Here is a 15,012-nt window from a genome sequence, read left to right on the forward strand (position 1 = left end):
TAAACCGCGTCCAGCAAGGCTTCATTCAAGAAAACAGCCTATCATTTTCCCCACCTCTTTTTCCCTAAGGCTTCGATACAATTATTTTTAAAACGCTCTATAAAATCGTTATGGAAAACGTGATTTTCACCGATATATAAAACATATTAGGTTAACTTTTAGAAAAGAGGGCGGGATTCTATGTTAAAACTATCTTTACGCTGGCGGCTTGCTCTGCTTGCTGCAATTCCGCTTATTGCGTATGTGCTGTCGAGCTTGTATTACCTGAACGGGCAGCAGCAAATTGTGCGTACGATGACAGAGGAGATTTATGACACATCCAATCAGGTCAATTCACTGATTTTGAACGCAGACCGTGACATGTATCAAGCTTTTCAAGCGTATTTAAAAGTGGAGTCTGGTACGTTGAACGCGGCTGAAACGGAGGAAGCCCGCAAAGAGTTGTCCGAGAATATCGCGCAGGTATCCGAACGTGTTGGAAAAGCAAACGTTATTATTGAAGCGCAATCTTTGCAAAAATTGGCATATGGTGAGTCTGGCCGCACGATTGAAGATATTCTGGGCCAGTTTCAGCCGAAATTTGAATTATGGTCCTCTGCTGCCGTACAGGCTGCTGCCGGGGACCAGCACCAGTTCCGCAATGCCGAAATTGACGACGCTTTTAAATCCAGCCGCTCCGGTATTGACGAGATTGGAGAAAGCTTAGACAAGCATTCGGAGCTGACAATAGCGGCCATCAACAAGCAAGTAGAGCAAAATCAGCTTGTAGCTTTCATAGCAACTACTTTAGTTACGCTTCTTTTAGTCGTCGTTGTTATCATCACCGTCCGTCAAATTATGCGGACAGTCCGCACGATTGTCGCCAAATCCAACCAAGTAGCGGCGGGAGATTTGACCGTGCAGCGGGATAAAAATCCTGGAACCGATGAGCTTGGCCGCATATCAGCCGCCGTCGATCATATGATTGACACGATGCGCAAGCTCATTAGCGGCATTTCGGAGTCCGCGATCGAGGTAAGCGCTGCCTCCTCCCAGCTGACAGCCGCATCCCAGGAATCGACTGAGGCGGCAGAGCATACCGCGATTCGGATTCAGGAGGTTGCTCAAAGCTCGATGGTTCAAGCAAGAACGGCGCAGGAGACGTCCCGTGCGATTGAAGAGATGGCGGTGGGCATTCAGCGGATTGCCGAAAATACAACTTCCATTGCGATGCATTCCTCTGGAACGTCGGAGCAAACCGAGCAAAGCCAGCAGGCATTGAATATGCTCGTTAACCAGATGGAGGACATTCGCGCCGTCATAACGAAGCTGTCCGAAAGCATTCATTCCCTTGAGCATCGCTCGCAGCAAATCGGCAAAATCGCTCAAAATATTACCGCATTCGCCGGTCAAACGAATATTTTATCACTGAACGCCTCCATTGAGGCTGCACGTGCAGGGGATCAAGGCAAAGGGTTTGCCGTTGTGGCAGAGGAAATCCGCAAGCTGGCAGCGGCCTCGCTGGAATCAGCGGAAGGCATCAATACGCTCGTAGCTGGCACGCGCAGTGAAATTGCCAGTGCATCGAGCTATATGGCGACAACCGTTCAAGAGGTCGAAAATGGCGGCGGACAGCTGAACGTTGTGCGGGAGCGGCTTGATGCCGTCTCGATCGCGATTGAGCAAATTGCGAATCAGCTCCATGATAATTCGGCTATTGCTGAGCAATTATCCGCAGGCTCCCAGCAAATTAGCGCTTCGACAGAATCAGCTGCGGCAGGCGCTGCCTCCAATTTGGAGAAAACCGATGACGTGGCGGCCGCAACAGAGGAGCAGCTTGCACAGATGGAGCATATCGCATCATCGGCCCAATCGCTGAATCGCATTGTCGGCGATCTAGAGGCGGCAATTTCCAGCTTTAAAGTGAACTAACGAAGGCTGCGTTAAACAGAATCGTTGAAAAATAAAGCAAAAAGAGCAAGGCTCCCCCACAATCACGGGAACCTTGCTCTTTTCTTTTTCTATTGCTCTTGCAAAAGCTTGGCAATAATTGTAGCTATTTCAGCCCGATTGATCGATTGCTCCGGTTTGATGGAACCATCTTTATAACCGCTGATCAGCCCATGCTCTGAAAGCGCTTGAACCGCTTCCGCTGCCCAAGCTGAAACGCTGTCGCTATCCTTGAAGCTGCCCTCGCCGCTAGCCGTGCCAGCAGCAAGCTGCCCCTTAATCGCACGATACAAAATGACAAAAGCTTCCTCGCGGGTAATTTCCTGATTTGGCTTAAAGCTGCCATCAGCAAATCCGCTCACAATTCCTTCATTGACCAAAGCATTTACCGAACCTGCATACCAAGCTCCTTCTGACACATCGTTAAACTTCGATGAGCCCGCAGCCGCATCCAGCTTCAATAAGCGGAAAATAATCGTCATAAACTCTGCACGATTCATCTTTCTATCCGGCTGGAATGTACCATCTGGATAACCTTTCATAAGGCCTTGGGCCGTCAGCTTGCCAATTGCCGCTCCTGCCCAGTGATTGCTGACATCCGGGAATGACGGCGGATTCGTACCTGTTCCTGGATTTGTTCCCGGATCCGTTCCTGTGCCCGGCGTAGTGCCTGGATTCGTCCCATTGCCTGAGCCGCTTCCTGAGCCTGAGCCTGGATTACTGCCAGACCCCGAGCCTGGATTCGTACCCGGATTCGTACCCGGATCCGTCCCAGGGTTCGTTCCCGGATCCGTTCCGCCGCCGCTGCTTGCTTTGGCAGGCACGATAACGGAACGTACGATGACAGCGCTCGTCTGATCCGACAGCCGCGTCACTTCCAGCTCCAATTGAACCGTTGTCGCTTGCTCTGGCGGCGTAATCGTACCATCGGTACCAATTACCGCACTGTTGGAGGATTTGATTGCCACTGTGAAGCCTTCTGGGGCTTCCGGCAGCGTCAACTGTACCGCTCCTTGCGCTGGTGCCGCTATTTCGCCCAGACGGTTTGCCGCCTGCACTGCTGTCTGCTCCTTAGCAACAATCATAATCCAGCTAATTTGCGGATCAGGAGCGCCGCTGACCGCCCGACGAATCGTCAGCGCCAGCTTGCCGTCAGACACATTCACATCTTCGTAGCCAAGTACATCTCGCGAAGCGCTGAATGTATAGCTGTTCGTTTTAATTTCATCATTAATAATGATTTGAGCTTTGCGAGTGCCAGGATTATATTGCGACCATGGATCATACAAGCCGACATAAACATCGTATTCGCCATTCGCAATATCAAAACGGTACGGCAAATCATCGCCTGTTCCAGACTTTAAATAACGCAGCGAAGCGAACAAATCGCCACTAGCCGTACCAGAGGTTAATGTATTGTTACCAACATAACCCCAATTCCGGCCATTATCCGGGTCATATTGCTGATCGATCGCTTCTTTATTAATAAGCGTATCTTCCATGTAGGAAATCATGTCGTTATAATCGGCTGTCGCCGCGCCTCCGGCATGAACGAAATAAGCGCTGCGATCTGGCACCACATAAATTTGCTGTTCAATCGTTTTGGTGCTCGCCCCGCTAAGCGTACCCTTCAGCGTCACGATGCCCGGCTTGGCGAATAGCTCCGGCGTTGCATTCCAAGCAATTGCAGCCGTCGTTTGCGAACCGCCAGACACTGTAATTTGCACCGTATCGGGCAGTACAGGCACTTTGCCAATCGAGGTTTGTGTAGGCAATGGCGTATCAATCGTAATACGTCCCATTGCACTCAGCTCATCCAGCGTCCATTCATCGCGCCAGCGCAGCGCGATTTCATCATTTTGGCCAAATTCGATCGGCAGCCAAATGTAACGCGAATTTTTCAGGTCATTTTTGTCCCAGCGATCACCCATATAGAGGAACTTGCCCGCTGCTGGATCAATCGGAAGGACATGCGTGCTTTGCGAGCCAAACGTTGTAGAGCTGCCCGGCGCTACATCGCGCATAGGCTTCCATTCGCCGAAAATATCATCGGCAACGGTGTATTTGCCAAGGTTTGGATCCCAACCGGTTGCGCCGGACGTAATCATATAATATTTGCCTTGATATTTGAACAAGGCAGGCGCCTCGCGCTGTCCTCCCGGAAATACCCGGACGTAATCGACACCATATTCGGCTTTGTATACGGTATCGCGCTCGACATTGCCGTCTTTATGCCAACCGACAATATCGGTGTACTCTTCATTGAGCTTGGAGATGTACATCGTCATATTTTCCTCGCTGGAATACACGAGGTAAGCTGTGCCATCATCATCTTTGAACAGCGTCATGTCCCGCGCCATTCCCGGCTGATTAGGCTGCCCATTGTAGGTGGCATCCGCAGGAGCACGGTCCATCCGGTGGCTTTCGCCATAGACGAATGGTCCTGTTGGCGAATCGCTCAAAGCATACCCAGCTTCCGCCTTCGCATAGTTGGCTGTCGACGTTTCAGACGGGCCATCCGTATGCATCCACATCACGTATTTCCCGGTTGCATCATTGTAAATGACCTTTGGACGCTCGATAATGCGATTCGTCCCAATATCATTGAAAATGCTGGCTTGATCGGTTCTCCCTGCATAAAGCTGGGAAATAAGCGGATCATTCGTAAAATCATCCATCGACTCAATCGCAGTCAACGCCAGACCATGATTCTCCCAATTGTATAAATCGGTTGAGGAGTATACCCGAACGCCGCGTGCCGGCAAATAGCCATTGGTTTTATCCTCGCCATACCAATAATATTTTTGCGTATGCTCATCATAGATGATGCCGCCGCCATGCGCTTGAATAAGCGCACCGCTCGTATCATTCCATACCGCGCCCGGCTTAAACGATGTATTCGGCACATCCAGCGATAGCTGGGCAAGCGCCGCATTCAATGAAGCGATAGCCGAGCGAATCTGCTCCTGCACCGCCGGGTCCTGCATGTCTGTGCCATTCGCAGATAGTGCATCAAACACATCCGAAGCAGCAGCGATTGCATCATTCAGCACCTGTACGCTATAGCGTGTGTATTTCACATCCACCGCCTCGCTTTTTGCCTCATCCAGCTTATCTCCCAGATCGGACAATGGGATCGTGACATTCAGACGGACAATAATATAGCTAAGCATTGGATCATTATAATTGCTTAATGCTGCAGTAGCCGGACCTTGAACGCGAACCTGCATTTCATTGCCCGTTAGGCTTACATTTCGATAAGTAACCTCCTTCACTGCGTCATACTCGCCAATGCTGTATTCACCAGAGAGATTTGTTCCGTTCACAACCATATTGACGCTGCGGCCGCTCCACGGATTTTTGTATCCAAACGTAATATCATAGCGGTCTTCCGGCAGCTCGAATTTGTATTCGATCGCCTTATCCCTTACTTGCGTGCCATTATAATAACGCAGCGTCCCCAGTTTCGTAGAAGCATCGCCTGTTCTTGCAGCTGTTGTAGTCGTCACTAACCCCCATTTTTTACCAGTTACAGCATCCACTCCATATACCTGCTCGGTTACGGAGGAATACAGCCCAAACTTATCGGTGCCTTCTACTGTAGATGGCGTTGTGTCCCCTGCATTCACAAAATAAAGAATATAGTCGTTATCCTTCAATTGCTGCTCAGTAAAATCATCACGTACCGCTGCGCTCACACTAGCCGAATTGTCCCCATTTTGCAGCTCATCTGCCGCATAGGCAGGAACAGCAGACATGAGCATGGACAGCACCAATAAACAGGAGCATGCGGCCGAAAGCCATTTTCGCTTGTTCAATACGATGAATCCCCTCTCTGTATATAGATCACCCCAAGCATGTATGCGTTTACACAAAAAGTGCTGGAGCGTCACAATGGATTGTAACCAACCATTCGCAATCCTTCAATTGAACAATTCGGAGCAAGCTGAACCACTGCTGTTCCCGCAATTTGTTCACCCAAGTTTCATTTGTTCACACTGCGCTATTCGCGCATGTGAACGGGCATTCACTCATCAAAAAGCCAGCTGTTGTAGAACAGCTGGCTAGCTTTAATATAAAGTTGCTATGCCTTCGGCGCACCCTCGAGCAGCTTCTCCACGATAAAATCAAGCTGCTTGTCCAGCGAATAAATATCACTGTAATACGCAAGCCCAAATTCTATTTCAACCAAACGGCCTTCTTTTACCGCCGGGATGCTGTTCCAGATCGAGTTGTCGGATAAATCATCCATACCCATCCAAGAGGAGCGGAAAATATAATCGCCCATATATTCCGGCAGCACCTCCAGCGATACATTTTCGCCATCGCCAACTGTTGCGACATCGATTTTATCCTGAATAACTTTCGGAGCTTTCATTCCCAGGTACTCATAAATAATTTGCGAGCCGCGGCCGTACTGCTTGCTGGCGATGACCGACATTTCCTTCTTGCCGCCTTCAATAATGGAAACCGTTTTGTCATAAACGCCTGCTGCTTTCAGCTTCTCCTTGCTCTCTTCTACTTTCTTATTGAAGTTTTCCATCAGCGTATTTACTTCCTGCTCCTTGCCGAACACCTTGCCCAGCATTTTCATTCGCTCATCCGTAGTCATTTTGTCAAACGGAATGTACACCGTCGGAGCAATATCATGCAGCTTGTTATACGTATCCTCAGAAGGAGCAATAATCAAGTCTGGATCAAGCGCCAGCACTGCCTCCTGATTCGGCTCAAACCATTGGCCAAGCGTTTCAATACCCGCAAGCTCCTGCTCGAATGCCGCTCCCTCGTACACATCGGAAATACCGACCGGCTTTACGCCCATTGCCACCACATCGCCCAGCATATAAAGCGCGACGACGCGCTTCGGCTCGGCAGGTACTTCCACATCGCCTTTCTCCGTGCTGACGATGCGTGTTGCTGCTTCCGCAGGCGACGCTTGGCCGCCGTCATTTTGCGCGGGTGACGCTGATTCCGTCGCATTGCTTGGCGAAGCAGAAGCTGCGCTGTTCGTGCTCGTATTCGCAGTGCCTGATGAGCAGGCACCTAGCAATAGCGTTAACGTAAGCAACAAGCTAATAGCAAGACCCGATGTTGTATTTCTTTTCATTCGTACAGACCCTCCACGTTTATATTGATAATGATTATCATAATTACCAATATAACGCCGCACCTTGCCCATTCCAATGGATTTTTCAGATATGATGAATGGACGATCTTCTGAAAGCCGCTTGTTGCGTTCCCGCTCCTGAAAACGAACGGGCGATAAGCCGGTATGTTTTTTGAAAATTCGGCTGAAATAATACACATCCGCGTAACCAACCTCAAGCGCAATTTCATTCAGTGCCGCATCCGTTCCAATGAGCAGCTCTGCCGCACGCTTCACCCGGATTTGAATCAAATAATGGATCGGGCTTGCTCCCGTATGCTCTTTAAAGCGCATCGATAGATGCCGGGAGCTGTAATTCAGCTTTTCACCCAGCGACTCCAGCGTAATGGCCTCCTGAAAATGATCCTCTATGTAGCGGATGGCCTGCGTAACGAGGTCCGGCTTGCTTACTTTAATGCCCTGCGTCTTCATTTGCCGGAGCAGCTCATGGATAAATTGATAAAATAGCCCCTTGATCTGGATGCGATCCAGATCATCCGCTTGCTGCCACGCTTTCCGAATCAAATCCAGCGGGCGAAGCAAGGGCAGCGGCTCCTGCGGCTGAAAACCATATTGCAGCGCAAATGGCTGATGCCGTTCCATTAGCCGCGCCAGCTCTTTATTGCCCGGCAATGCATACACCGCACGGTATAAAAGCAAATAATATTCAAACTCTTCCTCCGCCCACACATCCAGCCGCATGCCCTTGCCGCCATGCAGAATATGAAACCGCTGAGCCTCATGCTCGTCGCCGTCCAGCTTCAAATGCCCAGCACCGCGCACACTGTAAATGAAGCCGCTTGACGGCAGCAAATAATCCTCCAACAGCTCCCCTGGCTGCATGACGACATGGCGAATATCCCATATTTTTATAGCCGCCTGGTTCCATAATTTTATATGTTCGTCCAGCTTCAATTCCCCAACCTCCCCACTTCCTGCCTTAAAAGAACCGCTCGATCAATCCCTTAGTCCCTTTATTATAATTGATAAACCTTCTCATTTACAATGAAAATAACTATAAGCTTCATTAATATGCAAAAAAGCCCGCAGCTTCGGCTAGGCCGATATCGCTGCGGGCTTCTTTTCATGCTTTTACAAATAAATTTCTTTGCCTGTCGCTGCCGATTCGTAGATCGCTTCCAAAATTTGCGTCACCACGAAAGCCTGCTCCGGCTTCACAAGCGGCTCCCTATCATGGATAACCGCCTCCAGCCACTGCCGAGCTTCCTTCGTTCCCGGATCGTTCGAGCCGGGGCCGAAATATGCGATGCCGGGACCTGCAGCCGCCTTCGTTTCCATCAGCTTGCCGAACTGGACGTTGTTGAAGATCAGCTCTCCAGCGTAATCTGCGCCTTGCTTCATCTCTGCACCGCCGTTCGTGCCGTAGAGCGATGCCTTCGCTTCCTTCACATCCGTCGTATTCAAAGCCCAGGAGCTTTCAAGGAAAATCGTTGCGCCATTTTCCATCTTAATGAGGCCAAATGCGGAATCTTCTACCTCCAATTCCTCTGGCTTCCACGGACCGAACATATTGCCCTCTGGCTTATCCCGCAGCTTGTAGAACACCGAGCCGCTGACGGACTTCGGCTTGTAATTGTCCATAAACCATAACGCCAAATCAAGCGCATGCGTCCCAATATCGATCAGGCAGCCGCCACCTTGCTGCTCCTTGTCGGCAAATACGCCCCATGTCGGGAGCGCCCGCCTGCGGATCGCATGGGCTTTCGCCATATACACTTCACCGAGCGCGCCTTCCCGGCAAGCTTGATGCAGCGTTTGCGAATCATCATTCCAGCGGTTTTGATAGCCAATCGTCAGCTTTTTGCCTGTCCGCTCTGCCGCATCCAGCATTTTACGCGCTTCTGCCGAATTAATCGCCATCGGCTTCTCGCACATTACATGCTTGCCCGCCTCCAGCGCATCTACTGTAATAAATGAATGCTGCAAATTTGGCGTCAGCACATGGATGATATCAATAGAGCTATCTTCGAGCATCTGTTTATAGTCGGTATACGTTTTGGCATCCTCTGTGCCGAACTGCTGTGCCGCTTTCTCTGCCTGCTCCGGGATAATATCACAGAATGCAACCATATCAACCAAATCGCTATTGTTTTTCAGTGACGGCATATGCTTCTGAAAGGCGATGCCTCCACAGCCTATAATACCTGCTTTCAATTTCCCCATCGTTTGCAGCCTCCTAAGGTGAAACGGCTGTCGCCGTCCTTTGGCGGCAAAGCAACCGTTTCGCGATGAAATATAAGCATAGTTATAAAAGTGAGCATATAAATTCTTATATTTTAAATAAATGTGCGCAAATACTCCAGATCGTTGCGGACGCTGGCAAGCTTATCCGCTGATTTACCTTCATTTTCAACCAATGCGTATTTCACATGGCCAAGCTCCTTAATCCTCCCATACACATGGGCAAAATCGAAAGCTCCTGTACCGAGATCGACAAAGTCCGAAGGCACGATATATTTGCGGTAAACATCCATCAGCCCAAGCCCCTCGTCGCCGTTCGCTTGAATCGATTCGAATAAATTAAGCGGGCCGGACAGCTGCTTGCTGAAATCCTTCTGATGAATCATATCGCAGCGGTCGCCGACTCGCTCCATTACTGCAATGGGGTCAACCCCGGCCCGCATCACCCACACGAGATCAAGCTCGAATTTTAAATGCAACGGATCGGTATGTGCGGCGAGGATATCAAACAGCGTCGTATCGCCATCCGCCTTAAATTCATGGGCGTGATTATGGAGGTAAAGCTGGAAGCCGCGCTGTGCAAGCTTGCCGCCAAGCTGCTCCAGCTGCTCGGCGAGACGCAGCGTGCTGTCACGGTCGTCCATCCATACGGATGGCAGCACCAGCGACGTACAGCCAAGCTGTTCGTAATAATCCATCAGCTCATCCCAACGATGGGCGAGCAGCTCCTCGCCAGGCATCGGCCCCTCATGGGCTGCGATGGCCTTTAGGCCGGAGGCCGCCAGCTCGGCGGCAACCTCCTTGGCCGGGAATTCATCGCTGAACCGCGACATTTTCACCATATTGAAGCCTAGCATTTCCAGATGGGTATAGCCTGCTTCCGCAAGCTTGCGCAAAGTGCCGTAATAATCTTGAGCAAGCTGCTCATGGACGGAATAAATGTTAATGCCTGCTTGAATGCTCATGCCAGACCTTCACTCCTTCGAATATTATTTATTGGCTGCCGCCCACTCATCCAGCTGCTTTTGTTTTTCGGCAACGATTTTATCCATGCCTGCAGATTTCAGCTTCGCAATGTACTCCGGCAAATATTTGTCCGGGTCAAGCGTACCATTTTCCAAACCAATCTTGAATTGCTCCTTCACGTTCTGAACAGCCGCCACTTCTGTTTTGACAGGGTCTGCTGTAAAGCTGAAGCCAAGCGCTTTCGATTTAACCGCCGATTTATTGAACTCATCAAGCTTCGTCCACAGATCTGCGCTGTCCCCTTCCCAAATATGGGAAAGCAGCTGATTGCCCCACATCCAGCCATGCGTCGGGTTGTAAGTCGAGCTGGAGGAATCTACGCCTGCCGGGAAGCCGATAATATTGCCCTCTTTCACTTCATAGTGCTTGCCTTTAATGCCGTAGTCGATCAGGTTCACGAGGTCAGCGTCCGAGTAAAGCAGGTTCAGGAACATCATCGCGCGCTCAGGGTCCTCGGAGTTTCTTGCAATGCCGAACATAATGTTAGCGATCGAGGAAGTCGTCGAAATCGCTGGGGAAATACGTGCTGCAACGAGAGGTGTACCTGTAAGCAGCGACTCCTTGCTCTCATAGCCAGGCTTCATATGCGCCATGAAAGCAAACGCCTTGTTAGCCTTGATCAACTGCTCCGAAGTCGTTTGATTCGTCGAAATATCTTTAGGAATAAAGCCCGCGTTGTACCAATCTCTTGCTTTTTTCACCAAGCTCGCATATTCAGGCGTTTCATACCAGTTTACGACTTTCAGCTCGCCATCAAAGCCGACCAGTACACCATTCTCGTCGCCAAGCGGGTCGATGACGCTGCCCACCATGGATTGGATAACCGAGAAGCTTGGGCCTTCTGGCAATACAGCTGCCATGCCCGGCTCATTGTCTTTAATCGTTTGGTAAACAGCCGTCAAATCATCCATCGTCTTAATCGCATTAACATCGATTTTGTATTTGTCTACGATGTCTTGGCGCATAACGAGGCCATAATCTGCTGCCCAGTCGCGCACACTTGGAATAGCGTAAATTTTTCCATTCGAGGAGCCGGCTTTAATGACATCTCCGCCAACAACCTTTTGAATATCTTGTCCGTATTTTGCCAGGAGGTCATCCATCTCTACGAGCTGGCCTTTAGCAGCCTGTGTGCCAAAGTTAAGTCCTGTGCCCGTTACGAGAATATCCAGCGGCTCATTGCCCGCAAGCATCAGGTTCATCTGCTGCTGCCATGCCCCGATATCAATAGGAAGGAATTTAACGGTTGCATTGATTTTAGCTTGGGTAATTTTATTGACTTCGGCTTGAACCTCAGCCAAATCCTTCGTATTGCCGATGCTTAAGAAAGCCACCGTCATTTCATAAGGCTTGAGTTCAGACGCTCCGCCTGTTTCTCCACCTGCAGCATTCGTTGCTCCGGCATTCGATGTTGAACCGCCGCTGTTGCCGCCACATGCTGCAAGCACCAGCATAACCGTCAGCAGCAGCGCCACTATTCCATTTGTCCGTTTTCTCATCTCTGCAACCTCCCTGTTTGTTCAAGCTTGTATGCTAACCGGCTGAAAGCCGTGAGTAGCCAGACGTTTAACATCATCAACCTTTAACGGCACCAATAACAAGCCCTTTGACGAAATATTTTTGGAAAAAAGGGTATGCGCACAGCAGCGGCACTACGCCGATAACCGCCATGGCCATCCTTACCGTTTCCAGCGGAATTTGCGCACTCGCTACTTCCCCCGCATTTAGCGTTGAGGCGTTGTTCTGAATAAACTGGGCGTTGAGCAAAATCCGGTTCAGCAGGTTTTGCAAACTGAACAGCTTGCTGTCGGTAATATAAATGAGCCCGTTAAACCAGTCATTCCAATAGCCAATCGTCTGCATAAGGCCAATCGTTGCGAGGATCGGCAGCGACAGCGGCAAAATCATCTTGAAGAAAATTTTGAATTCTCCAGCGCCGTCAATAGAAGCGGATTCAATAATCGCATGCGGGATCGAATTTTGGAAAAACGTCCGCATAATGAGGACGAAGAAACCATTCGTCAGCAAGCCTGGAATAATTAGCGCCAGCAGAGAGTTTTTCATATCGAATACTTGCGTGTAAATCAGATAAGTCGGTACGAGTCCGCCATTGAACAGCATCGTGAAAAAGACGTAAAAGGCGAGCTGCTTTTTCATTGGCATATCGCTGCGCGACATCGGGTAGGACAACAGCGCGGATATCGACAGCCCGATGAACGTTCCAATTAACGTGACGAAGATCGTAATGCCGTATGAACGCGTAATATTTTCAGCATCATTCCATAAAAACTTGTAAGCATCCAGACTCCACTCGCTAGGGAATAAGGAATAACCGTCTTTGACAATGGAAGCTTCGCTCGTAAAGGAAGTTGTCAGCAGCAGCACGAATGGCATAAGACACATGAGCACTACAGCGATAAAGAAAATATGAATCGCGACTTGAAATATTTTTTCCTTCGTATTTACCATGGCCCTAACCTCCTAGAACAGCGCATTGTCGCGGTTTCGTTTACTTACAATATAGTTGGACAGCAGCACGAGCACGAAGCCAACAACGGATTGGTACAAGCCTGCAGCTGAGGACATCCCGATATCGCCAAGATTAATGAGCGCACGGTACACATACGTATCAACAACGTTCGTTGTGGAAAGCAGCTCGCCGGTATTGAGCGGTACTTGATAGAATAAACCAAAATCCGAGTAGAAAATACGTCCAATTTGCAGCAGCGTCATGATCGTAATAACAGGTGCTATAAGCGGAATCGTAATTTGCGTAATTTGGCGCCATTTGCCTGCTCCGTCGATGGTAGCGGCTTCATAATATTCCGGATCAATGCCGATGATCGCTGCAAGATAGATGATGCAGAGGTAGCCGACATTTTTCCAAACGTTAACGATGACTAGAATGACCGGCCAATATTTAGGCTCGCTATACCATGAGATAGGATCAATTCCGAAGAGCGGAAGAATCTGTTTATTTATGAATCCGGTTTCACCACTCAGCATGGCGAGTACCAAATAACCGACAATAACCATTGAGATCAAATAAGGAATGAGCACGATACTTTGATAAAAACGGGCGGCCACTTTTTTCTTCACTTCATTAAGCAAGATGGCAATGCCCACCGCTATAATCAGGTTTAGTATGATAAAAGATATGTTGTAGAGCAGCGTATTGCGGGTAATAATCCAAGCATCTTCGGTTTTGAACAAGTATTCAAAGTTTTTAAGGCCGATCCAATCGCTGGCCAAAATGCCTTTGGCAAAGTTGACATCCTTGAAAGCAATAATGAGCCCCAGCATCGGCAAGTAATTGTTAATGAACAAATAGATGACTCCGGGAATAATCATAATGAATAATGGTGCGTAACGTTTCAGCCTTTTCAATACGGGATTTTGTGCCCGTCTTACTTCCGTCTGCTGCTCCGCTGGTTTTGCTGTCGCTGTGCTTGCAGTCGTCGCCATCGCGGTTCCCCCTTCACTTCTTCTACCTCTATCTTAGTTTTTCGCGGGCAAGCACACTACGACTAAACCGACTTCTTCGTTGTCATCTTCCGACATCTTGATAGAGCGGAACAAGGTGAAACGGTTGTCGACGTCCTTCGGCGGCGCGGCGCGTTTCAGTCCGAGAAATATAGAGAAGGGATCGCGTTAGGACATCCTTTCCTATATTTCAAGGTGAAACGGCTGTCGCTGTCCTTTGGCGGCGCGGCGCGTTTCAGTCCGAGAAATATAGAGAAGGGATGAAAAAAACATATCCTTTCCTATATTTGAACAAAGGCATCTGCTTTTAATAAATAGCTAAAAAGCCTGCCCTATACGATTGCGCGTACAGAGCAGGCTTCTTCTAGGCCTCTATATGGTTCTATAATTTCTAGCTATCGCAAGCTTCTCTGGCCAAAAAAGGATGAGCAGCCTTATGCTTGTGCTCTCAAGGCTTCATTTGCTTGAACGATTTTGCCAAAACCGCTGCCTTTCTTGATATCTTTCTTACCAAATCCAATTGGTGGGATCATGTGCTCGCCTCCGTTCATGATTCATTTCACTATCACTTGTAGAGCGCCTCTGTGAGCGCTAAATAATCAAAAGCTTGCTGCATGATAGATTAGCTGTTTGGGAAAGTAATACATACGGATAACCTTCATTATCAAAGGTTAGGGGCGAGTCCTAGCAGCTCGTTTCTGAACGTAGCCTTCGAGCTCGCTAAAGGGGATTTTGTAAAGCATAAGATGATTTACGGGTGACTTCGATGCGCCTTGCAGCGCTGTAAATTTGGACAGCAGCCTGTCAAGCTGGCGATCATCCGCCCTCACCCAAAACTGTACCTGTTGGACGCCAGGGCTCGATTCCTTCATTAATTCAATGAGCGCATTCAAGCCGTGCGCAAACAGCCTGGTGCCACGATATTCCTTGCGGATAAAAGCAATCTCGATCTGGCAAATATGCTGATCCTCATAATCATGCTCGCCCGTCCCGCAGACGAAGCCCGCAGCGCCGGCAATCTCGTAAGGCTCCTCCCTAAAAAGCAGCAGGCCTTTGCCCAAAATGAGCGGCCCTCCCATAAAGCTCAGCTTCATCGGGAAGGAATATGGCAGATTCAGTTCAGCATGATGCTGAATCAGAAATGCAGCGTACGCCTCTTCATCCATTTCAAGCGCACAGGGACGAAATATAAACGACATTAGTTCGCTTGGGCTCTCAATGCTTCA

9 protein-coding genes are annotated in these 15,012 nt (G+C 49.3%); 1 reads left to right on the forward strand and 8 read right to left on the reverse strand.

What is annotated here, in order from left to right:
• Positions 1–180 precede the first annotated feature (180 nt).
• On the forward strand, positions 181–1,911 hold the full coding sequence (locus tag AC50Y5_RS17730; RefSeq protein ID WP_494862506.1) for a methyl-accepting chemotaxis protein: 1,731 nt from the start codon (positions 181–183) through the stop codon (positions 1,909–1,911).
• Between the two features lie 89 nt (positions 1,912–2,000).
• On the opposite strand, the gene AC50Y5_RS17735 is transcribed toward AC50Y5_RS17730, so the two are convergent.
• The 8 genes from AC50Y5_RS17735 to AC50Y5_RS17770 form a co-directional block, all read right to left on the reverse strand.
• Positions 2,001–5,747, reverse strand: a complete 3,747-nt coding sequence (locus AC50Y5_RS17735; RefSeq protein ID WP_494862508.1) for an S-layer homology domain-containing protein — start codon at positions 5,745–5,747, stop codon at positions 2,001–2,003.
• 266 nt (positions 5,748–6,013) lie between these two features.
• Positions 6,014–7,990: an AraC family transcriptional regulator gene (locus AC50Y5_RS17740; RefSeq protein WP_494862510.1), complete on the reverse strand. Its 1,977-nt coding sequence runs from the start codon at positions 7,988–7,990 to the stop codon at positions 6,014–6,016.
• Positions 7,991–8,167: 177 nt separating this feature from the next.
• Positions 8,168–9,259, reverse strand: coding sequence for a Gfo/Idh/MocA family protein (locus AC50Y5_RS17745; RefSeq protein ID WP_494862512.1), 1,092 nt, complete (start codon positions 9,257–9,259; stop codon positions 8,168–8,170).
• Positions 9,260–9,372: 113 nt separating this feature from the next.
• A complete protein-coding gene (locus AC50Y5_RS17750; protein WP_494862514.1) occupies positions 9,373–10,242 on the reverse strand; it encodes a sugar phosphate isomerase/epimerase family protein in 870 nt (289 codons plus the stop codon).
• Positions 10,243–10,266: 24 nt separating this feature from the next.
• Positions 10,267–11,802, reverse strand: a complete 1,536-nt coding sequence (locus AC50Y5_RS17755) for an ABC transporter substrate-binding protein (RefSeq protein ID WP_056033706.1) — start codon at positions 11,800–11,802, stop codon at positions 10,267–10,269.
• Positions 11,803–11,878: 76 nt separating this feature from the next.
• Entirely contained in the window at positions 11,879–12,772 is an 894-nt protein-coding gene (locus tag AC50Y5_RS17760) for a carbohydrate ABC transporter permease (RefSeq protein ID WP_056033703.1), read from the reverse strand.
• A gap of 12 nt (positions 12,773–12,784) precedes the next feature.
• Positions 12,785–13,654, reverse strand: a complete 870-nt coding sequence (locus AC50Y5_RS17765; protein WP_056033917.1) for an ABC transporter permease — start codon at positions 13,652–13,654, stop codon at positions 12,785–12,787.
• Between the two features lie 803 nt (positions 13,655–14,457).
• On the reverse strand, positions 14,458–14,985 hold the full coding sequence (locus tag AC50Y5_RS17770; protein ID WP_056033700.1) for a hypothetical protein: 528 nt from the start codon (positions 14,983–14,985) through the stop codon (positions 14,458–14,460).
• Positions 14,986–15,012 lie beyond the last annotated feature (27 nt).

This window comes from Paenibacillus sp. JT22N7 (genome assembly GCF_059383875.1).

What these genes read in the sequence shown, in the direction of transcription:
- AC50Y5_RS17765 (WP_056033917.1), bottom strand. Translation starts at nt 13,654, where the DNA reads ATGATTATTCCCGGAGTCATCTATTTGTTCATTAACAATTACTTGCCG.
- AC50Y5_RS17745 (WP_494862512.1), bottom strand. Translation starts at nt 9,259, where the DNA reads ATGGGGAAATTGAAAGCAGGTATTATAGGCTGTGGAGGCATCGCCTTT.
- AC50Y5_RS17730 (WP_494862506.1), top strand. Translation starts at nt 181, where the DNA reads ATGTTAAAACTATCTTTACGCTGGCGGCTTGCTCTGCTTGCTGCAATT.
- AC50Y5_RS17755 (WP_056033706.1), bottom strand. Translation starts at nt 11,802, where the DNA reads ATGAGAAAACGGACAAATGGAATAGTGGCGCTGCTGCTGACGGTTATG.
- AC50Y5_RS17760 (WP_056033703.1), bottom strand. Translation starts at nt 12,772, where the DNA reads ATGGTAAATACGAAGGAAAAAATATTTCAAGTCGCGATTCATATTTTC.
- AC50Y5_RS17750 (WP_494862514.1), bottom strand. Translation starts at nt 10,242, where the DNA reads ATGAGCATTCAAGCAGGCATTAACATTTATTCCGTCCATGAGCAGCTT.
- AC50Y5_RS17770 (WP_056033700.1), bottom strand. Translation starts at nt 14,985, where the DNA reads ATGTCGTTTATATTTCGTCCCTGTGCGCTTGAAATGGATGAAGAGGCG.